Annotated in this window: 20 protein-coding genes and 1 tRNA gene; 10 read left to right on the forward strand and 11 right to left on the reverse strand. The window is 48.2% G+C overall.

All coding sequences use genetic code 11. The features are described 5' to 3' along the window. Window positions 1-298: 298 nt before the first annotated feature. The 6 genes from ACYVD3_RS02360 (at window position 299) to ACYVD3_RS02385 (ending at window position 7389) form a co-directional block, all read left to right on the forward strand. Window positions 299-1012 carry a GntR family transcriptional regulator gene (locus ACYVD3_RS02360; RefSeq protein ID WP_460640901.1) on the forward strand — a complete coding sequence of 238 codons (714 nt, stop codon included), beginning with the start codon at window positions 299-301 and terminating at the stop codon, window positions 1010-1012. Between the two features lie 217 nt (window positions 1013-1229). Then, complete coding sequence (locus tag ACYVD3_RS02365) at window positions 1230-2621, forward strand: citrate transporter (RefSeq protein ID WP_460640902.1); 1392 nt, start codon at window positions 1230-1232, stop codon at window positions 2619-2621. A 284-nt stretch (window positions 2622-2905) separates the two neighbouring features. Next, entirely contained in the window at window positions 2906-5044 is a 2139-nt protein-coding gene (locus tag ACYVD3_RS02370) for a hydantoinase/oxoprolinase family protein (protein ID WP_460640903.1), read from the forward strand. A 6-nt stretch (window positions 5045-5050) separates the two neighbouring features. Continuing rightward, window positions 5051-5827, forward strand: coding sequence for a hypothetical protein (locus ACYVD3_RS02375; protein ID WP_460640904.1), 777 nt, complete (start codon window positions 5051-5053; stop codon window positions 5825-5827). 18 nt (window positions 5828-5845) lie between these two features. Then, entirely contained in the window at window positions 5846-6895 is a 1050-nt protein-coding gene (gene yiaK, locus ACYVD3_RS02380) for a 3-dehydro-L-gulonate 2-dehydrogenase (RefSeq protein WP_460640905.1), read from the forward strand. Window positions 6896-6936: 41 nt separating this feature from the next. Continuing rightward, window positions 6937-7389: a NanQ anomerase/TabA/YiaL family protein gene (locus ACYVD3_RS02385; protein ID WP_460640906.1), complete on the forward strand. Its 453-nt coding sequence runs from the start codon at window positions 6937-6939 to the stop codon at window positions 7387-7389. 47 nt (window positions 7390-7436) lie between these two features. On the opposite strand, the gene ACYVD3_RS02390 is transcribed toward ACYVD3_RS02385, so the two are convergent. Further along, window positions 7437-8084: a GntR family transcriptional regulator gene (locus ACYVD3_RS02390; protein ID WP_460640907.1), complete on the reverse strand. Its 648-nt coding sequence runs from the start codon at window positions 8082-8084 to the stop codon at window positions 7437-7439. 180 nt (window positions 8085-8264) lie between these two features. Here ACYVD3_RS02390 and ACYVD3_RS02395 point away from each other — a divergent pair, with 180 nt between their 5' ends. From ACYVD3_RS02395 to ACYVD3_RS02410, 4 genes are all read left to right on the forward strand, one after another. Then, on the forward strand, window positions 8265-8954 hold the full coding sequence (locus ACYVD3_RS02395) for a cyclase family protein (RefSeq protein ID WP_460640908.1): 690 nt from the start codon (window positions 8265-8267) through the stop codon (window positions 8952-8954). 15 nt (window positions 8955-8969) lie between these two features. Next, the gene (locus tag ACYVD3_RS02400; protein WP_460640909.1) at window positions 8970-9884 is read left to right on the forward strand and encodes a ketopantoate reductase family protein; all 915 of its coding nucleotides are present in this window, start codon (window positions 8970-8972) and stop codon (window positions 9882-9884) included. Between the two features lie 150 nt (window positions 9885-10034). Then, complete coding sequence (locus tag ACYVD3_RS02405) at window positions 10035-10910, forward strand: dihydrodipicolinate synthase family protein (RefSeq protein WP_460640910.1); 876 nt, start codon at window positions 10035-10037, stop codon at window positions 10908-10910. A 60-nt stretch (window positions 10911-10970) separates the two neighbouring features. Beyond that, window positions 10971-11993, forward strand: a complete 1023-nt coding sequence (locus tag ACYVD3_RS02410) for an alcohol dehydrogenase catalytic domain-containing protein (protein ID WP_460640911.1) — start codon at window positions 10971-10973, stop codon at window positions 11991-11993. Between the two features lie 34 nt (window positions 11994-12027). Here ACYVD3_RS02410 and ACYVD3_RS02415 read toward each other — a convergent pair whose 3' ends face one another. From ACYVD3_RS02415 to ACYVD3_RS02460, 10 genes are all read right to left on the reverse strand, one after another. Then, complete coding sequence (locus ACYVD3_RS02415) at window positions 12028-12855, reverse strand: M28 family peptidase (protein ID WP_460640912.1); 828 nt, start codon at window positions 12853-12855, stop codon at window positions 12028-12030. 11 nt (window positions 12856-12866) lie between these two features. Next, entirely contained in the window at window positions 12867-13382 is a 516-nt protein-coding gene (locus tag ACYVD3_RS02420) for a NanQ anomerase/TabA/YiaL family protein (protein WP_460640913.1), read from the reverse strand. Window positions 13383-13436: 54 nt separating this feature from the next. After that, window positions 13437-14222, reverse strand: coding sequence for an SDR family NAD(P)-dependent oxidoreductase (locus ACYVD3_RS02425; protein WP_460640914.1), 786 nt, complete (start codon window positions 14220-14222; stop codon window positions 13437-13439). Next, window positions 14212-14973 (reverse strand): GntR family transcriptional regulator, encoded by a 762-nt coding sequence (locus tag ACYVD3_RS02430; protein WP_460640915.1) that lies wholly within the window; start codon window positions 14971-14973, stop codon window positions 14212-14214. The genes ACYVD3_RS02425 and ACYVD3_RS02430 overlap by 11 nt, the downstream gene beginning before the upstream one ends. Window positions 14974-15867: 894 nt before the next feature. Next, window positions 15868-15940 (reverse strand) — tRNA-Gly (locus tag ACYVD3_RS02435). A 239-nt stretch (window positions 15941-16179) separates the two neighbouring features. After that, window positions 16180-16827, reverse strand: a complete 648-nt coding sequence (locus ACYVD3_RS02440) for an HAD family hydrolase (RefSeq protein WP_460640916.1) — start codon at window positions 16825-16827, stop codon at window positions 16180-16182. Between the two features lie 3 nt (window positions 16828-16830). After that, window positions 16831-17268, reverse strand: a complete 438-nt coding sequence (locus ACYVD3_RS02445; RefSeq protein WP_460640917.1) for a PTS sugar transporter subunit IIA domain-containing protein — start codon at window positions 17266-17268, stop codon at window positions 16831-16833. Window positions 17269-17365: 97 nt separating this feature from the next. Beyond that, a complete protein-coding gene (locus tag ACYVD3_RS02450; protein ID WP_460640918.1) occupies window positions 17366-18115 on the reverse strand; it encodes a GntR family transcriptional regulator in 750 nt (249 codons plus the stop codon). Between the two features lie 114 nt (window positions 18116-18229). Further along, complete coding sequence (locus ACYVD3_RS02455) at window positions 18230-19063, reverse strand: PfkB family carbohydrate kinase (RefSeq protein WP_460640919.1); 834 nt, start codon at window positions 19061-19063, stop codon at window positions 18230-18232. A gap of 19 nt (window positions 19064-19082) precedes the next feature. Further along, window positions 19083-20081 carry an SIS domain-containing protein gene (locus tag ACYVD3_RS02460; protein ID WP_460640920.1) on the reverse strand — a complete coding sequence of 333 codons (999 nt, stop codon included), beginning with the start codon at window positions 20079-20081 and terminating at the stop codon, window positions 19083-19085. Window positions 20082-20119: the final 38 nt, after the last annotated feature.

The following is a 20119-nucleotide window of genomic DNA, read 5'->3' on the forward strand; positions in this document are numbered from 1 at the left end:
ATCTTTGGTCTGGTAATTTCTGGAAAAATTTAGAGATTATTTGTGGAAAAGGATAGAAGATTAAAAAATGGTAAAAAAATAATGTAGAAAATGCTAATGAAATGGTTGATTTTAGAGAATGAATGTGATATATTTTACAAAGTAAACAATAAGAGAAGAAAAACAGAAAGGCGTATTTCCTATACTGATATGCATTTCGCGGGATACTGATATGCAATCTTAGCAGATGCTTGTGTGCAATCTCAGTAATTGCTTGTGTGCAATGGGAATCCTCTGTTTTTATAGGGAGGCAAATGAAGTGACAGAAGTGGAAGTAGGGAAAGGGGACCAGAGAAGCGACATCTATAATCAGCTTCGAATGCAGATACTCAATCTGGATATCCAGCCGGGTGAACGGCTAAGTGAAAATATTTTGTCCAGCCAGATGAATGCCAGCAGGACTATGGTAAGGGATGCGCTTTCCCGTCTGGTGGAAGAAGGATACATCGTCGTATATCCCCAGAGAGGGACTGAGGTTACGCTGCTTGACAGCGAACGGATCAGGCAGGCTGTCTTTTCCCATAATGTGCTGGAACAGGCAATCATTGAGGAAATCTGCCGCCAGGGCCTTACAAAGTCTCAGTTTGGACAGTTGGAAGAGGTTCTCAGTTATCAGAAACACGAGGCAAATAAAGAAAATCCCATTGATTTTCTGATCATGGAGCAGCAGCTTCATTACCTGCTTTCTACCTTTTGCGGCCATGAATATGTCTGGGAGGTCTTCCGGACCATGGATTGTGATTTGCTTCGTTCGAATTATCTTCAGTACACCACGTTTAACTATAAGACGGATATGTCTTCCCTGACGAGCCTGGAACATGTCCAGGTGGAGGGACGTCTTTTGCTTGATAATTTAAGGCGCAGGGATGCGGAAGCCGCATGCCTGATCTGCGCCAATCATTTTAATTCAGTTCTTTGGAATGCGGGAACGCTTCGGGGAATTTATCCACAGTTCTTTTCCGGCCAGGCATAAAAACCGGCCCGGATAGAAATAAATTTTCACTATTAATATGTAAAATGCCCTGGGGGCATGTCTTTACACCTGATAAAGCGGGGTGGGCACTGGCCAAAAAGCATGGGCAGAAAAAATGAAAGGAGTTTGGGTCGAGGTTTGAGAGAGACAGCCGCCTTAAGGGGACGGCGGAGCAGTTGCATTGCGTGGAGAATAAAAAGTCATAGGAGGTATTACTTTGGAGTACATTATTGGAATCATTTTATTAATTTCTTTCTTTGGTTTGGCGTATTACTGTATCAAAGGCCATAACCTGATGATCGGCTTCCTGCTGATTACGCTTCTTTGGACCATCCTTCCCATTGGGGGAACATTTTTTGCAAGTGAGGCATTCCTGTCATCCAATCCGGTTCTTCAGTTTGGAAAAGACAACACATTGATTGCTGCATTAAACAAGATTTACCAGTCTGCTCCTGAAGGCTGGGGAACCACTTTGGTAAATGTCTGCTGGGGTGCATGGTTTGGCCGCGTGCTTATGGATACTGGAATCGCTTCCACTCTGATCCGTAAGACAGTTGAATTAGGCGGAGATAAGCCCTTTATTACAGTTGCCCTGTTAAACATTGTTACGGCTTTGATCTTCACTGCCATGACAGGAGCCGGCCCGGTTATCGCAATCGGCGTTATTGTGCTTCCGATCCTTATGTCTCTGGGTATTCCCAAGTCTGTTGCTCTGTTCACCTTTATGGGGTCCGTTGCATCAGGTATTTACTTAAACCCTGTAAACTTTGCACAGTACCGTGCATTCTTTATTAAACCGGAAGAAATGCCGGAATTTACCCTTGGCTGGTATGCCTCTCACTGGGGTTATGCCGCTCTGGTCATCATGCTGGTTGCAACAACAATACTGGCTGCGTTCTATTTAAAGCGCGCAAAAACCGTTCATGCATGGGCTGCGCAGACCCGCGGCTCAGCAGCGGAGCAGAAGAATGCTCCTTTCTATACCCTGATTCTTCCAATCGTTCCTGTGGTTCTTAAGATCTGGCTTGATTTCTCCGTTATCGGAGGCTTCGTGATCGCAGGATTCCTGGCTCTGTTCCTTTGCGGAAGAATGAATGGAACATTTAAAGAGAATTGCCAGCTTGTCAACAAGCTGTACTATGACGGTGTGGTTGATACCGCTCCATTGGTAGGCTTCCTTCTTACTCTGCCTATGTTCAACCAGGTGGCAGCTTATGCTTCTCCTTATTTCAAGGTGATCTTAGGCAATGTAATGCCAAGAAGCGAGATCGTCGTATGTATTGTATTTGCTGTTCTGCTTTGCATGGGATTGTTCCGTGGACCAATGACTCTGGTTGGTTGTGGAGCTGCAACTCTTGGGGTATTGTCCAATGTTGCTTCCTTCTCTGTTCCGTTTTTATATGCGGTATTTGCCATTCCCACAATTACGGTAAATATCGGAAGCTGTATTACCCAGTCATGGGTTGCATGGGGACTTGCTTATACAAAGGTTGAGTCCAGGGAGTTCTTAAAGCTTTCCATTCCCAATGCATATCTTACCGGTGTGCTGCAGTATGTTGCAACCTTTATTATGCTGGGCGGACTTGGAGCTGCATGGTTCCTTTCATAGGCATATTTTCCTTATAAATTAAGAAACTTTACCCTCTCTAAACCTAAGAAAGATTACCCATAGGTCCGGGCGCGCCCCTGCGCACCCGGACGCTTTTCACCATTTATCTGAATGAGAGATTAAATATTGTTAAGACTAAGGTGCAGGATTGTATATTTTGTTGAAATGAAACACCTTACAGGTATACCTTTATGCCAGAAAGCATGGCAATAATATGGAAATACCCTGCGGGTATACCTTTATGCCAGAAAGCATGGCAATAATATGGAAAGGAATTGAAAATAATGGCAGAACGAATACAAAGATCGGTTCGTATGGGGATCGACGTAGGCGGTACCTATACCAAGTGCGTTGCAATGGATAACGATACCCATGATATTATTGGAAAAAATGAGGTAAAAACGACACATGACCATAAAGACGGCGTTGCTGCCGGTGTTGTGCAGAGCTTTAAGAACTGCATGGAGGAAAATGGTATCTCTCCGGAGGATGTGGTTTTCGTAGCTCACTCCACCACCCAGGCCACCAATGCCTTTATTGAAGGCGATGTGGCAAGTGTAGGTGTCGTAGGAGTAGCAGGGGGTGGTCTTGAAGGCTTCCTGGCAAAACGCCAGTTGGCTTTAAAGGACATTGTGCTGGATGAAAAAGTCGGCCGTATGATCAAGATTTATAACACCTTTATTAAAAAGAAAATGCTGACAGAAGAGGTCATCAATAAGAACATCGATGACTTATTGGCCCAGGGCGCTCAGGTAGCGGTGGCTTCCATGGCGTTTGGTGTGGACAGCATGGGCGAAGAGCAGTTGATCCATGACTGTGCAAAGAAGAAAAATGTGCCTGTAACAATGGCTTCTGATATTACAAAGCTCTACGGACTTACCAGACGTACCCGCACGGCGGCAATCAATGCGTCTATTCTGCCAAAGATGATGATGACTGCAAATGCTACGGAAACCTCTGTAAAATCTGCAGGGGTCAACGTGCCCTTAATGATCATGAGAGGTGACGGCGGTGTTATGGAGATCAACGAAATGAGAAAGCGTCCCATTCTGACGGCCCTCTCCGGTCCGGCAGCATCGGTTATGGGATCCCTCATGTACCTTCGTGCTTCCAATGCCATTTATTTTGAGGTTGGAGGAACCACCACCAACATCGGTGTCATAAAGAACGGCCGTCCCGGTGTGGATTATGCTAAGATCGGCGGTCATGATACCTATATCAACTCCCTGGATGTGCGGATTTTAGGCTGTGCAGGCGGTTCCATGGTTCGTGTCAACGATAAATGCGTGGTAGACGTAGGCCCCCGTTCCGCCCATATCGCGGGCTGCGAATATGCCTGCTTTATGCCGGAAGAAGAGATCGTTGATCCTCAGATTGAGATGGTCAGCCCAAAACCGGGAGATCCAGGCGACTATGTGACCCTGCGGTTAAAAAATGGAAAGCGCATCTGCTTCACCAATACGGATGCAGCAAACGTGCTGGGCCTTATTGATGAGAAATACTTTGCCCACGGAAATGCCAATTCCGCCAGAAAGGCCATGAAGCCGGTTGCTGACAAGCTTGGTATTACTGTAGAAGAGCTGGCTACCCAGATCCTGGATAAAGACTTTGAAAAGATCAACGCCTGTATCAACTCCCTGGCTGAAAAATACAAGCTGGATCATGACAGCATGAAGCTGGTAGGCTGCGGCGGCGGTGCTGCTGCCCTGGTTCCTTACTGTGCAGGCAAGATGGGTCTGCAGTACAGCATCCCGGAAAATGCAGAAGTAATTTCTTCCATCGGCGTGGCCCTGTCCATGGTCCGCGACGTGGTAGAGCGAGTCATTCCAAACCCCACCCAGGAAGACATCAAGGAACTGAAAAAAGAAGCGGCAGACTTAGCGGTCAGCTCCGGCGCATCTCCTGACTCCGTGGAAATCCACATTGAGATCGACAGCCAGACAGGTAAGGTAACAGCCATTGCCACAGGATCCACAGAAGTGAAGACAACGGACCTTTTAAAGGCCTGCGAGGAGCCTGAGGCCTGCGAGCTTGCGTTACAGGATTTCGGTCCCAAGATTTCCAATGTGGTTTTGGCAGAGATGACAGACAAGTTCTTTGTTTATAAAGGGGAAAGAGACGGCAAATCACCGCTGCGTATTGTAGACAGCAAGGGATTCATTAAAGTCCAGTGTTCTGACGGCGTTGTGGAGAAATGCAAGGTAAAGGATTACGAAGAGGTTGTGGAAAAGCTTTGGAAGGAAAATGCCGTATTTAAGACGGATACGGTATTGCGTCCTGATTTCTTCGTATGCTTCGGCCCCAGGGTATGCGATTACAGTGCCGTGGACTTAGAGCAGGTTCTGCTTCTTATGAATCTGGACTTAGGAGACCGGGAACCGGAAGAAGATGTCCTGATCATAGCTTCCGTCCAGGAGATTTAAACGGCCATGAAGAAGGAAGAGTTTCAGAAAGCCCTAAAGCCCATTACAGACGGACTTTTTGGAAAGCAGGGAACAGGAGGGTATGTACGCCCCCACTTTGATGTACGTCCAATTGAAGACATGGTGAAGGACTTAAGTTCCATTGAGCCGGTGGAATGGTATTCCTATGCGTTTTCAAGAGAGCCGTTAAACGGAAAATTTAACCAGGAACAGCGAAGGGACTGGATGGAGAAATGCCTGGCCTGCGGCAGGGAATATGCCCGGAAGATCTGCGGGAAGTACAAGACCAGGGATCCCAAGGAACTGGCAGCAGCCATGGATATGGATATCTCCTATCCGGAATTCCCGGAGAAAACCGACCGGGTGCTTTTTGCGGAATACCGGGTGCCTAATAAAATCTGCATCTATATGGATGCGGTGAAGAAGGCGGAGAAGCTCTTTGAAAGGCCGGGGATTTTAGAACTGCTGGCAGAGGGGCTGGATATCGGCCGTCTTCTGCTGGCCCATGAGCTTTTTCATTGGGTGGAAGAACAGTATAAGAATGAAATTTTCACGAAAACAGAAAAGGTCAGGCTGTGGTCCCTTGGGTTCCTTCATAACGATTCCAATGTGATCGCCTTCAGTGAGATCGCTGCAATGGGGTTTGCCCAGGAAATCATGGGAATTACCTATTCCCCCTATGTAATGGATGTATTTTTGGTATATGGCTATTCACCGGAAGAAGCCAGCGGACTTTATGAAGAAATGATGATCTGCGCGGGAAGAACGCCTCGGACCGCCTAAAAGAAAGCAGGAGAAGATATGAGCTTAAAAATTCCTTATGATACTGTAAAAGAGACAGTAAAGAAAGCGTTGTTAAATGTGGGGCTTACCATGGAACAGGCTGAGGTCTGTGCAACCATACATGCCCAGTCCAGTGCAGACGGGGTGGAGAGCCACGGACTGAACCGGGTTCCCCGTTTTGTGGAATACGTGCAGAAAGGCTGGGTGGATCCCAAAGGAAAGCCGGAGCTTGTAGGAGCCAGGGGAGCCGTTGAAAATTATGACGGACATTTGGGAATCGGCATTACCAACGCCCTGTTTTGTGCCGACCGGGCCATGGAACTTGCCAAGGAACATGGAATCGGCTGCGTTGCCTTAAGGAATACCACCCACTGGATGCGGGGCGGCACCTATGCATGGAGAATGGCAGAAGCCGGCTTTATGGGCATGAGCTGGATCAATACGGAAAGCTGTATGCCTTTATGGGGCAGCGACAAGCCGGGCGTGGGAAATAACCCGTTCTGCATTGCCATTCCCAGAGAGGATGGCCCCATTGTGCTTGATATGGCCATGAGCCAGTATGCTTACGGAAAGCTGGGAGTTTACCGCCTGGCAGGAAAGAAGCTTCCATTCCCGGGAGGCTTTGATAAAGAAGGAAACTTAACCGATGATCCGGGAGCCATTGAAGACAGCATGAGGATCTTGCCCACCGGATACTGGAAGGGAAGCGGCATGGCCATTGCCCTGGATTTAGCGGCAGCTCTTATGGCAAATGGAAACAGCGGTTCTGATCTGGATGGAGAAGGAAGAGGAAGCTGTACCGGATGCTGCCAGATTTTCATCGCCTATGACCCATATCTTTTCGGAACAAAGGAAGAGATCCAGGAAATGCTCAATCGCCGGGTTGCTGCAGCAGATGCAAGCCACCCGGAACAGGAAGGCGGCCAGGTTACCTGTCCCGGAGAGCGGACCGTATCCGCCAGAGAGCGGAGCGTGAAGGACGGCGTATCCGTGGATGATTCTGTGTGGGCCCAGGTGGTTGCCATTTCAGAAGGAAAACTTAATACAAAGGATATTGCCAGCAAATAAAAAGGAACTGCTCTTCATGGGGAGCAGAAGGGAGAAAACCTATGCTTTTTTCTAATATTTCAGTTGCAGAAAAATACGATTATCTGGTAGACAAATTCCGGGCAGCCTATGAGTGGCTGAGAGAAACGGATATCAATTCTTTACCGGCAGGAAGCTATCCCATCAAGGGAGATACTGTAGTGGCAAATGTACAGGAGTACACCACGTTTCCGGCGGAGAAAGGATCCTTTGAGACTCACGAGAAATATTTTGATATCCAGTACATGGTTTCCGGCAGGGAACAGTTCGGCGTCTGCAAAAGGGATGGCCTGAAGGTGAAGGAACGGATTGAGGCAAACGATGTGATCTTCTATGAAGAGCCGGAGCTTAGCGGCAGTGTTCTGCTGGAAGAAGGAGATTTGATCATAGTGGCTCCTGAGGATGCCCACAAGCCCCGCTGTGCGGCAGGAGAGCCCTGTGATGTAAAGAAGGTCGTAGTCAAGATCGCCCTTTAAAGAACAAATCTGTCCGGCATGGCAATATCCAGGCCGGACAGAGGAAGTCAGATAATATTCATGTTTAAAGGCATCGTGAGATGTGCGATGAGGACCTGGTAGGCCTGGCTGCCCTCTCCCTTTTTCAAATGATTGTAAAAGGATAAATGCTCTTCATAGGTTGTCTGTGCGCGGCCGGCAATGGACAAGGCATTGGCCGTGGTCAGATGGATCGTATAGAGAAGGCGCTGGAACAGATGGTCAAATTCACTGTTTTCAGCAAAGTGGACCAAAAGCAAGTGAAACTGATGATCCTCTTCCGTAAAGGAATCCGGAAAATTCTTGGAGGAAAGGGCGGTTTTCTGCCTGGCAAGAGATTCTTCCATATCCTTTAAAAGCTTGTGAAACCGTTTTTCATCCTCACCGCTGGCGGCCAGATGGACACAAAAGCCCTCAATGGCACAGCGGATCTGGATGGATTCCCGCATGGTCTCCTTGTCCAGACGCCGGATCTTGAATCCGCGGCTGGGAATGATGGTGATATAGCCTTCCTGGGAAAGATACTGAAGGGCCTCACGCAGCGGGGTCCTGGAAATGCCCAGCTCCTTTGCCAGCCTGGTTTCCGAATATAAAACCTCCGAGTCAAGTGACTTGGAAAGGATCTGTTCTTTGATTGTATGATAAGCCTGAAATTGCAGGGAACCGGTATCGTTCATGGAAAACTCCTGTCGTATTTGGAAATACCAGACATCCTTGTCTGGCCATAAGTGCTACGGGAAATATCATACCTGAAAAAAACCGTGAAGTCAATAAAAAAAGATTGACCGGTATACCGGTATACTGGTATAATTGGTTAAGAAAATATAAACTATTTTATAAACCAGGAGGTACAAAAAATGAGCGCATATGAATTAGGAAATGGGTTGAGAGTAATTGATTTAACAAAGCAGCTTGATCCTGCAACAGAGACAAGACGCTGCCATTTATTCCGCTTCAATACAGGCGGCCCCATTCCGGATTTCCACACCATCATGGACTTAACCAGCCATTTAGGAACTCATGTGGAATGTCCGTATCACCACAATGACAACTGGACAGACGTGCAGGGCCTTCCTATCAGCACCTTTATGGGACGTGCTATTTATGTGAATATCACTCATATGGAGCCTAACGGCAAGATCAAGGGAGAGGATTTAGAAAAAGCCTGCGGCGGCCGCATCAAAGAGGGCGACATCGTGATCCTGGATTCTCCACGGAAGATTCCTCCCTTTACTCCTGCTTCCAATACTCCTGAGGATGAGCGCCTTTTCATCTGCCGCGAGACAGCAGAATGGTTAAAGGAGAAGAAGGTAAAATGCGTTGGCTTTGGCGACGGCGTTTCCATTGAGAGCAACAACGAGGATGTCTGTGCATTCCATGACGTTTTGATGGAGGTGGATGTGGTATTCTTAGAGGTATTAAAGAATTTAGAAGAGCTGACCACTGACACATTCTTCATGTCCTATGCGCCCATTCCCATCAAAGGACTGGATTCCTGCCCGATCCGCGCATATGCCATTGAGGGAATTGGGGAATTCTCCAAATAATAGAGGGTGAAATCTATGAAAATTGCAGTCATAGGGGCAGGGGCCATGGGTTCTATCTATGGTTCCCATTTATCCCTGAACAATGAAGTATATATGGTGGATACGGCACCTGCTGTTGTGGAACACATTGAAAAGGAAGGGATCAGGCTTCTGGAAAATGGCGGGGAGCACATCTACCGCCCCAGTGCCGTTACCTCCACGGCTGGCATGGAGCCGGTGGATATTGTCCTTCTGTTTGTCAAATCCTTGTATTCCAAAGGAGCATTAGAGGCAAACAGGAGCTTGATCGGCCCTGAGACCTATGTGATGACCCTTCAAAACGGTTCCGGCCATGAGGATACCCTGGAAGAGTTTGTTTCCAGGGATCATATCATCATCGGTACCACAGAAGACAATGGCGCAGTTTTAGGCCTTGGCTATGTGAAAAGAGGGGGTTCCGGCAATACCAACGTAGGAATGCTGACAGAAGATAAGGAGCAGTTCCTTCCAAAGCTGAAGGATGCCTTTGAATGCTGCGGTTTTACGGTGAATATTCATTCCAATATCCAGCAGCTTATCTGGAACAAGCTTTTTACGAATGTATCATTGAGCGCAGTTACAGGCATCCTTCAGGTGGATATGGGGTATATTGCGGCAAATGAACACGCATGGAACATGACTGCCGGCCTGATCAAAGAGGCGGCTGCCGTGGCCCGTGGCCTGGGCCTTCATGCGGATGACCAGGAGATCATGGAAAAGGTGAAAAAGACCTCAGAAATGTCTCCTAATGGCTGCACCTCCATCCGTGCGGATCTTCAGAACGGACGGAAAACAGAGGTGGATAACATAAGCGGCTCCGTAGTAAGAGCCGCAAGGAAATGCGGCATTCCGGTACCGACCCACGAATTTGTGGTAGAAATGGTACACGCTATGGAAGACAAGAGCCGGTAAAAAGATATGGAAAGAGGCTGGATTCCTGACGCAGGGTGTATGCACTGCCGGATACCGGTCTCTTTGCCTTTTGCCTGGAAAGATTGATCCGGAGAAGGCATTTGCAGAATGATTAGGGGAAAGATAAAATCATAAGGGGGATTACAAATCATGAAAAAAATATATGTTGCTTCCATTACGCCGTTCCAGGAGGATGGCAGGATCAATGAATCGGCCGTCAGACAATTGTGGGAGAGAAATCTTTCAGAAGGAGCGGATGGATTCTTTATAGGAGGAAGCTCAGGGGAATGTTTTCTGCTGACCAGGGAGGAGCGGGTGCGTTCCTTTGAACTGGCTTCAGAATATGTGGACCGTGCCGATATATTCGCCCATGTTGGGTCCATCAGTACGGAGGAAGCCGTGTTTTATGCAAAGCAGGCAAAGGATATGGGCATCCGGAATATAGCAGCCACGCCTCCTCTTTACTTCGGATTTTCCGAAAAAGAGATCGCAGGGTATTACTACGATATTGCGGAGGCAGCCGGCCAGCCGGTTCTTTATTATAACATTCCATCCAGCACCCACAGGGAACTTTCGCTCACCCACCCGGATATCCAGGCACTTTTAAAATCCGGCGCAATAGGTTCCGTAAAACATACCAATTTAAATCTGCTTCAAATGGAACGGATGAGAAATATAAATCCTGATATCATTTGCTACGGCGGTTTTGAAAGCTGTATGGTGGCCTTTCTTGCCTTTGGCTGCGAAGGCTTTATCGGAAGCAGCTTCAATTTCATGCTGCCTCAGTTTAAGCGTGTGATGGAGCTGTATCTGGAAGGAGAGGAAGAGGAAGCCAGAACTCTTCAGTCCAAATGCAACAACATCCTGGATGTACTTTTAAAGAACGGACTTTGCGCAAATTTAAAGTATGTCGTTTCCAGCCAGGGGATCCCGGCAGGAGAGGTGAGAAGACCCATGCTGCCTCTGACAGAAGAAAAGAAGGCCGAGATGGATCAGGTGCTTAAGCAGTACTTAGAAATCCGTTAGTGTTTTTCTATATAATCCACCGGAATCAGGTTTAAAAACGATAAAGGAGATTTAAGACTTATGAAAGCGGTACAAATTGTAAAACCTTATGAATTAAAGGTCATTGATGCAGAGATGCCGGTCATTGACCAAAAGAATAACGTGCTGATTAAAATGACTGCTGCTGGAATCTGCGGCTCTGATGTGGGCATTTATCACGGAACCAATGCTGCGGCTACCTATCCAAGGATCATCGGCCATGAAATGGTGGGAAGAGTGGCGGAAATAGGCCCTTCTGTCACAAATGTAAAAGTCGGTGACCGTGTGATCATCAATCAGGTGACAAGCTGCGGTCATTGCTATCCCTGCAGCATGGGACGGGGCAACGTCTGCGATCATCTGGCAGTTCGTGGTGTCCACATTGACGGCGGCTACCGTGAATACATGGCTGTACCGGAGTCAGACTGCTATATTTTGCCGGATTCCCTTTCTGATGTAGATGCCGTTATGATCGAGCCTGCCACCATCGGCATCCAGTCCTGTACCCGCGCAGAGTTAAACAAGGATGACATGCTTTTGATTTACGGTTCCGGCGCCCTTGGAAGCTCTATTTTAAAGACTGCCCGTTTGATCTGCGATCATATCATTGTTGCGGACATCCAGGATGATAAGCTGGAAGCCGCCAAAGAGAACGGGGCTGCTTATACGATCAACACCTTAAAGGAAGACTTACAGGAAAAGGTGAAAGAGTATACCCACATGAGAGGAGCTACGGTTTCCATTGATGCCGTCTGCAGCAAGGATTCTCTGATCCAGCTTCTCCAGGCCACAGGAAACGCCGGACGGGTCATGACCATGGGCTTTTCCACCTCCCCCACGGAGATCACCCAGTTTGCCGTTACCTCCAAGGAACTGGATGTAAGGGGCTCCCGTCTGCAGAATAAAATGTTCGGAAAGGCCATTGAGCTGATCCATGAAGGAAAGCTGGATTTAAGCGGTTCCGTTTCCCATACCTTCCCGCTGATCCAGGCTCAGGAGGCGTTTGACTTTGTGGACAGCCATGATCCGTCTATCCGAAAAATCGTCCTGACCTTTGACTTTTAAGAATTACCACTTAAAAAAGCAGTTCCTTCTGCATTTAAAACAGAAGGAACCGCTTTTTTTTATTTTCCGGTGCGTGCAGCGCATCCATGAGGTAATCGTAAATGCGGGTCATGGCTTCCGGCTCCACCCATTCAGGAGAATCCCGGTAGCCGCCATGCATGGTGGTCGACACATCCATCTGGCTGAGGATCATGTCAAACTCCGGGGGATGGCCCAGAAATCCGCTGCCAAGGCTGGAAAGGGCGTTTAGATACTGGATATCCCAGCGGGGGATGGCCGATATGCTGATGGCAGGAATGCGAAGTCCTGAAAAAGAGGCTTCATCACTTTTGGGTAGATATTTTACCAGAAGGCCATTGTGGGCCGACAGGATTTCCTGATCACAGAAGGGGCGCACAGAAGCTTTTTTTGCATTTCCCCGGTCATAGACTGCAATGGTGTCACCGTAACCGCATACATCCAGATTGATCACGCCGGTGATGGCCTGGCGGTCCATCTGACTGACGTAAAGGCGGCTTCCCGTATTGCCTGTTTCCTCTCCGTCAAAAAATGCGAAGCGCGCAGGAATGCCTTCGGCGCGAAGGGCTTTGGCAAGGGCGATAAGGATACACAGGGCCGCTCCGTTGTCATTGGCCCCAAAGCTTCCGAAAACTGCATCGTGATGGGCGCAGAACAGGAGGCTGGGCCCGCTGGTTTCCGGAGAGATCAGATAATTGACGATCCCTCTGGGAGCTTTTGGGGAGGGGGCTTCTTCCTGACGTTCAAAGGGCAGGTTTTCCTGCTTTAAGACCTTTTCCAGAGCCACGCGGCGCTGATCCGGGTCCTTTAAGGAAAGTTCGGTCAGGTATTGGTTCAGGCTCATGATTCTCCCCCCTACCGGCCGCTGCCGGGCAGACAGCTTTCAAGAGGCACCTTGATGACGATCTTGCGGATGGCTTTGGGATCATCTCCGGCCTGTATGGCGGGGATGTGGACATCCCATGGGAAATAAATGGCATAGGAGCCTGGAATCAGGCGGATGCGTCCCTCAGGAGCCTCAGGATCATTGCAAAAGAAAAGGATGTCCCTGGGAGTGTCAAGAAGGTCCTCGTCCACCTGCCCGGTTTCCTCCTTGCTGTAAAAGCCGGCCTCTTCAGGACCGCCCTTGGCAAGAAACTGTACATCTATGTTTTTTCTGTGTATTTCCGGGCGAAGGCTTTCCCGGTCTTTTGTTTCTAAATCAAGGACCTGAAGGATGACGGGCAGGCCGTCCAGTTCTATGTTAAATACGCCCGGCTCATGAGCGGCCATGTCATTGTCCTTTAAAAAACGGATGGCATTGCCCAGGGGACCTGGCAGCACGGCAAGCTGCTCCTCCAGCATGGGTTTATAGATGTTTCCGAAAATCATGGCAAATTCCTCCTGTTTGATGATTATTTGTATGTTTTCTCTGGCGGCCGCCTGTTACTGCATGGCTGTTAATCCGCCATCCACCCCAAGAATCTGGCCGGTCACAAAGGAAGCGGCATCGCTGCATAAATACAGTGCGGCGGCGGCAATATCTTCTTCCCGGCCAATGCGCCCAAGAGGGATACGGTCCGTCAGTTTTTCTAAAAACACAGGATCATCCAACTGAAATGAGTTAATAGGAGTCCGGACAAAGGTCGGGGCTATGGCATTGCAGGTAATGCCGTATTTTCCCCATTCACAAGCCAACTGCTTTGTGTACATGTTGACCGCGCCCTTGCTGGCGCAATAGGCGATATAATCCTGCTTTGTACCGATAAAGCTTTTTACGGAAGAGAGGTTGACGATGCGTCCGTACCGGTTGGGGATCATGAAACGCTTTCCAACAGCCCGTGTTACCGTGTGAGTGCCTTTTACATTCAGATCCATGACCTGTTCAAAGGTTTCTTCATCATAATCCTCCGCCGGAAGCAGACGGTTCATGCCTGCGCAGTTAACCAGGATATCTATGGAGCCAAATGCTTTTTCCACCTGATCAAGCATCTTTGTCACGTCATTCCGGTCACGGATGTCGCAGCGCAGGGAAAGAAAGCTGCGGCCTGCCTGCTGTGCCTCTTTTTCAAGGTCTGCAGCCTTTTCCGGATGTCCGCCGCACACCGCCACATCAGCCCCGCTATGGAGAAATGCTTTGGCTATGGCGCTTCCCAGGCCCCCGGTTCCTCCTGGAATCAGGGCCTTTTTTCCGGCCAGTGTAAACATGTTCTGATAAAAATCATTTTTCATAAAGAAGCCCTTTCTGTTCCTGAAGATTATCGGTACGTTCCTTAATGCTTTCAATAAAATAGTCGGGATAGCGCTCTGTTAAAGGCGATATGAGTAAAAGGATACGGGCCAGGTGATGATGGTAAATGGTGCAGGCACGGTCCGTGTCCCGGGCTGCCAGCGCATCGGTAAGGGCAGTGAGATCCTTTAGGAAGTCCTCTGTTACAGAAGCGTCGGAGACGGACAGGTAAAGAAGCCTTTGTAAGTCCATGCCGGCTTTCTGTACAGGTTCCCAGATGTAGTCCATCTTGCCTGCCAGATCATAAAGGAGCCGGTAGTAATCAGTGATCAGCCGGACGGACTGGGATAAATCGCCCTGGGCCAGGTAGTCCTCCTGCTGCATCAGGTTATGATAAAGAATATCAAATTGGGGCCGTTTCACGTTCCGGATGAAGATGTTCTGAATCATCGCTGTTCCAAGCTGCTTGTGGATCCACAAGGTCTGCTGGATCCGGTGGATGTCGATCCTGGATACAAAAGCGCCTTTCTGGGGGATGATATCCACCAGATTTTTGCGGGAAAGCTTATAGAGCGTATCGTGGACCGGCGTCCGGCTTATGCTCAGAACATCGGCAAGTTCTACCTCGTTCATCTTACGGCCCGGAGGCAGATGAAGATTCAAAATGAAATGCCGGATGATCCGGTATGCATATTGGCGTGCATCTTCCGTGTGTCTCCGGGGAGGTAATTTTTGAAACGGGATGAGTGACATGTAAAACTCCGTTCTGCCGCCTGGACCGGCGGCACAGGTCAAGTAAATAACGCCTTGGGCGTTGGTGTGCTGTCCTGTATTTGTCAAATTTCATAATTTTGTCTGGGCTTGTCCGGAACGCGGCATTAGTAAGGCTGCCATGTGGGGACAAGGTGGGAATGCATAGGAACTTGTATGCAATTTCTATTGTTATTTTATCATTCTTTCCTGAAAAAAGCTACTGAATTTGAAGTTGTCAATGCCGCATTTGGTGTACGGTGCAGGGCTGTGCCGGCAGGATGGTTCTGCCTGCCAGATCAAAATACTTATTAAAGTTATGTAAACAACACCGTTGCAAATTTCCCTTGACTGTGATATATTAGAATCACAAAGAAACAACCGCCCCTCTACAGGGGATTGGCCAATTGAATGAAAGTAGAAACTCCACCCTCTCCACTCGCCAAAAGTTTACAAGGGTGGTTTTTCTATGCCCAATTCTGGGCCTAAGAAAATATTACTTACAATTAACAAAAATAAAAGTAAGTAATGCTAGAATGAATGTTCCAAAGGCCATTAAATCCTTAAACTCAAAATTCATCCGCACCACCTCCCATCTATCTATGTATGATGGAAGGCCAATCCCTTGCAGTGATACGATTGTTTCCTGCCTATAATCTTATCACATCTCAATCCAATGAACGACTTGTTTTCAATGAGAAGGAGCCATTGACCTGTCCCTTTGTCATCAGCTTTTTTTGTTGTGGAGCATACCAAAACAAGCTGGGCTGGATTTGTTGTCTTAGTACCAGAATCCATCAATATCCTGCAAAAGCTTTGTAAATTGTCTGCAGGCTGATATAGATACAAAAATAGCGGAAGTCCTTTAAAATCAAGACTTCCGCTACCAATTAAAAGAGCGCGAGACGGGACTCGAACCCGCGACCCCGACCTTGGCAAGGTCGTACTCCACCAACTGAGCCACTCGCGCATAAGCAATTCTATTTTTGTTCAATTGCTATAACACTGGGATTATATCATATGTTTTTGAAAAATGCAAGAGATTAAAATCAATTTTTTGACCGTAAAATAAAAAAAATCTCCTGCCTTATCCGGAATTTAGTCATGGACAAATGAAATTTACTCTTGCCATTTACCATCCCAAAGATTGGGTGGCCCTCCACACTGATGTAACACAGAAGAGTTCAGTTTGGAGGGCTGTCATGCCTTTTATTCTAATGCCTCCAGAATGGACAACACCTCCCAAAGTCCATTGATAGAATAATCTGCAAGACTCCGGTCAAAGCTGAATCTTTCATCAATAAGGGAAGCGACTGTCATTCCTGCCCCATGTGCTGCCATGATCCCATAGGTGGAATCCTCCACCACCAGGCATTCCGCGGGCGAACAATGAAGGGTGTCGGCAGTATGGAGATAAATTTCCGGATTCGGCTTACTTTCCTTAAATTCCTCACCGCTTACAATATAGTTGAAATTTTCCTTCAGGCCGCAGGTGGTAAGGACCTCTTCGATTCCTGCCCTGCTGGTAGAAGATGCCAGGGCCACCAGATAGCCTCTGCGGCGGATTTCCTTTAGAAGTTCCGGAACTTCCTTTCTCAGAATGGAGGGGTAATCCAGGCGGCAGTCAGCCCAGATTCCGGCATACAGTTCGTGAAAATCAAGGGAATCCACATCCTCCCCGATCACGCCGCTTATAATCTCCATGGTCCTTTTTGTGGTGGAGCCCACCACGGCAAACAACGCCTCTCTGCTGATATCCGGGTACTTAAGCTTCAGCTTTTCATGCATGTGATCCAAGTATACGATCTCGCTGTCAATCAAAACCCCATCCATGTCAAATATAACTGCTTTTATCATTGATCAAATTCCTTCCTTTGATTCTTCAGACGTATTTACCGGTTCATACCGGTATTTTCCGATCTGTGTTTTTCCTATTTCAATGAGCTCATCCGCCAGAGCGTCTGCTTCCGGAACCTTTCCTGTCATACAGCGCATGGCCAGTTCCACGGCCATACCCAGGTTTGTTCCGTAAAGAACCTTGATCCGTTCATCTCCAAAGCTTAAGAGCACTGCATTTTTAAAGGGAGAACCTCCCAGAATATCGCACAGGACCAGGATTTGTTCGCAGTCCTTGAAGCGCTCAAAGGCAGCTTTTAAATTCTCCTTTAGCTGGTCCTCGCTGTGGTCCTCCTTAAAATCTATTGGAGCCAAAAAATCCTGATGGCCGGTGAGAAGCTCCAGTGCGCTTGAAATGCCGGTTGCAAATGTTCCATGTCCTGTAATAATGATTCCAATCATAATTTCCTCCCTCTTTCCTGTCCACGCTTTCTGGGCAGTGCCCACCCCGCTTTATCGGGTGTAAAGGTATGCCTTTCGGGCGTTTCTCCATTCATTTCTATTCTCTGTAAACAACAAAGTCAAACCGGTGTGTGTTGCCGGGATAAGTTTCTATGCTGTAGTCAATCGGGCGGTCATACTGGTCGTAGGCGATGCTTTCCAGCATGTGGACCGGAGAACCTTTCTCAATATGAAACAGCCGGGCCTGTACAGGATCAATGATTTCCGCCCGTATGGACCGCACAGCCTTGGCCGGATAGATGCCATACACATCCTTCATAATATGATAAAGTGATTCTGTCCCATAATCATGATTTTCAATTCCCGGAAACAGATCCATGGGTACAAAATTTTCTATATAGGTAAACGGGCGTTTGTCCGCATAACGCATGCGTTCCAGATGAAGGCAGTGCTGTTGAGGCTCCAAACGGAGTTTTTCGTAAATCTGTGCATGATAGGAGGTGACTTCCTTCTTCTTTAAATCAGTTCCGGCCCTCATGCCGATCATGGCCAGCTCTTCGCTGTAGCTGACAAGCTGCATCAAAAATACTCCCCGGTCTGTATTTGACTTCACAAAGCTTCCTGAGCCCCGTTTCCGTTCCAACAATCCAAGCTTGTCCAGTTCCCCGTAAGCCTGCCGGACCACGGGGCGGGATATGGTGAATTTGCGGCATATTTCATCTTCTGTAGGCAGCTTTTGCCCAGGAGTCAGGGTTCCGTTTCGGATGGCCTTGATCAGACAGGCTTTTAGCTGCTCATACAATGGAACCGGACTATATTTATCAATTTGTATAAATTCGAACTTCATGTAACACCTCCATAGCAGGGAAATCCCATTTGTACAGTATACCATCGGGGAATTTTACCTGCAACGTTATTTTGACGGATATCATGCTTGATGTCCGCGGTGCTTGAAACGGCATCAGAAGCCGCCTTTTACCATGCAGTTTTCTGCCCCGTAGCGGGCGCCGTCTTCCAGGGCTTTTTTAAGGGACTGTTCCCCCATACGGCTGCCTTTTTTCCAGCCTTGGCCAGCAAGGCTTAAGATAAAGGCGGTCAGAAATGAATCCCCGGCTCCCATGGTGTCCACCGGATCCACCATAAATACGTTCCCTTTTACAAGGATCTCCCCATTAGAGACATAGGAGCCTGCCTGCCCCATGGTGAGCAGGACATGCTTTGCGCCGTGACTGTGGAACCTGTGGCAGAAATGGAAGGCATCATTTTCTTCCATTGGTTCGCAGGAAAACAGGGCAAGGTCCAGCCAGGGACATACAAGGGATAAATACTGATTTGTCCTGTATTTTTCCTTTACAGAAAAATCATAGGTGAGCAATGGAGGAAGGCGGCCGGCCTTGCAGATTTCAGACTCCATTTTTCCATTGCAGCAGCTATGGATGATATCAAAATCCTTCATATACTGCAGGTGGTGCTGCTCCAGAGTCATTGGGCCGGACCAGTTTTTTCCAAGCCTGATTCCGGCAAAGTGGTGCTCTCCCCCGGTCACGGTATAATCGCAGCATTTTGTTGTGCTTCCTTTTACCGTTGTGCAGTGGGAAAAATCCACCTTGTGCTCTTTAAGGGCACTGCGGATTACCTCTGACGGTTCGTCGTCAGCCAGATTGCCCAGATAAGCGGCCTCAGCTCCCAGCCTGGAAGCGTGGACAGCCGTATTGACCGCATTTCCGCCGGGATGCATGGTTCCTGTATTTACATAATAGTCAATGACGTTATCACCTAAACCGAGAAATTTCATTCCAATGCCTCCTTCCTGTTTAATAGCCGCCTTTTCTGTAATACCGCCGGATGTCCAGGGAATGGCCGGTGACTGCTTCCATATTTTTGCTGACCCGCTGGAGCACTGCTGCCATGATCACAGGGGAAAGAAGGCTTCGAAAGGGGCTGCTGATGCCTGGCAGGGCATAACTTTCTGCATCAAAACAGGTGAATTTTTTTGTGTGCTGTTGGGCAAAAGCCTTTACCTTTTCATCCAGAAACCTGGTAGGCCCCTGGGTCATCAGAAGGGTTACACAAACGTCTTCCTCTAAAAGCTCCAGGGTTCCATGGAAAAATTCCGGCGAGCTTACGGATTTTGTCTTAAGCCACAGGGATTCCTCCAGGGTACACATGGAATAAGAGTATGCCATAGGCCAAAGATCCCCGGAGCCGATCCAGATATGATAAGGCTCCCTGCAATATTTTTTTGAATACTCCAGGCAGAACGGGTCTGCCTGTTTCCGCACCTCCACCAGAGCGGCTGCCAGGTGTTTCAGTTCGTCTGCAAACTGGGCATAGTCTGGGAAAGCACCCCGGTTGCAGAGAAGCCGGCCTATGAGAAGATAAAATACCAGCTCCTGAGGGCGTCCCTCCCCATAGGTGATACAGAAATCCGAAAGCTTCTCAAGAGGGGAGTCCGGGACGCCGGTTACGGATACCAGACGCACGCCTCTCTGCTTTAAGTACTGGGCGGCTTCTATTGTATCCGGGGTGTCTCCAGATTTTGAGGTGAGGAATGCTACGGATTTGTCCGTGATCCGGTTGCAGCCCATGGCTGTTAAATCCGCAGAGATCATGGAGCCTGAGGGTATGGCCGATTTCTGGCTGATCCACATCTCAAAGGGCTGCATCATAGCCATAGACCCGCCGGAGGAGGTGAAAAATAAAAGGTCAAATCCTTCCTCTGACAGGGCATCGGCGATTTTTTCAATGGATTCTCTTTGACTGTAAATGATCTCTCCGTTTTTTATCATCTGTTCTTCATTAAAGTTGATCATTGCTGACATCCCTTTCACATGGGCAGGGGCCATACAGG

Source organism: Lacrimispora brassicae (assembly GCF_054772055.1).

Coding starts and splice junctions, on each gene's coding strand:
- ACYVD3_RS02370 (WP_460640903.1), top strand. CDS start 2,906: ATGGCAGAACGAATACAAAGATCGGTTCGTATGGGGATCGACGTAGGC.
- ACYVD3_RS02375 (WP_460640904.1), top strand. CDS start 5,051: ATGAAGAAGGAAGAGTTTCAGAAAGCCCTAAAGCCCATTACAGACGGA.
- yiaK (WP_460640905.1), top strand. CDS start 5,846: ATGAGCTTAAAAATTCCTTATGATACTGTAAAAGAGACAGTAAAGAAA.
- ACYVD3_RS02385 (WP_460640906.1), top strand. CDS start 6,937: ATGCTTTTTTCTAATATTTCAGTTGCAGAAAAATACGATTATCTGGTA.
- ACYVD3_RS02390 (WP_460640907.1), bottom strand. CDS start 8,084: ATGAACGATACCGGTTCCCTGCAATTTCAGGCTTATCATACAATCAAA.
- ACYVD3_RS02395 (WP_460640908.1), top strand. CDS start 8,265: ATGAGCGCATATGAATTAGGAAATGGGTTGAGAGTAATTGATTTAACA.
- ACYVD3_RS02400 (WP_460640909.1), top strand. CDS start 8,970: ATGAAAATTGCAGTCATAGGGGCAGGGGCCATGGGTTCTATCTATGGT.
- ACYVD3_RS02405 (WP_460640910.1), top strand. CDS start 10,035: ATGAAAAAAATATATGTTGCTTCCATTACGCCGTTCCAGGAGGATGGC.
- ACYVD3_RS02410 (WP_460640911.1), top strand. CDS start 10,971: ATGAAAGCGGTACAAATTGTAAAACCTTATGAATTAAAGGTCATTGAT.
- ACYVD3_RS02415 (WP_460640912.1), bottom strand. CDS start 12,855: ATGAGCCTGAACCAATACCTGACCGAACTTTCCTTAAAGGACCCGGAT.
- ACYVD3_RS02420 (WP_460640913.1), bottom strand. CDS start 13,382: ATGATTTTCGGAAACATCTATAAACCCATGCTGGAGGAGCAGCTTGCC.
- ACYVD3_RS02425 (WP_460640914.1), bottom strand. CDS start 14,222: ATGAAAAATGATTTTTATCAGAACATGTTTACACTGGCCGGAAAAAAG.
- ACYVD3_RS02430 (WP_460640915.1), bottom strand. CDS start 14,973: ATGTCACTCATCCCGTTTCAAAAATTACCTCCCCGGAGACACACGGAA.
- ACYVD3_RS02440 (WP_460640916.1), bottom strand. CDS start 16,827: ATGATAAAAGCAGTTATATTTGACATGGATGGGGTTTTGATTGACAGC.
- ACYVD3_RS02445 (WP_460640917.1), bottom strand. CDS start 17,268: ATGATTGGAATCATTATTACAGGACATGGAACATTTGCAACCGGCATT.
- ACYVD3_RS02450 (WP_460640918.1), bottom strand. CDS start 18,115: ATGAAGTTCGAATTTATACAAATTGATAAATATAGTCCGGTTCCATTG.
- ACYVD3_RS02455 (WP_460640919.1), bottom strand. CDS start 19,063: ATGAAATTTCTCGGTTTAGGTGATAACGTCATTGACTATTATGTAAAT.
- ACYVD3_RS02460 (WP_460640920.1), bottom strand. CDS start 20,081: ATGATCAACTTTAATGAAGAACAGATGATAAAAAACGGAGAGATCATT.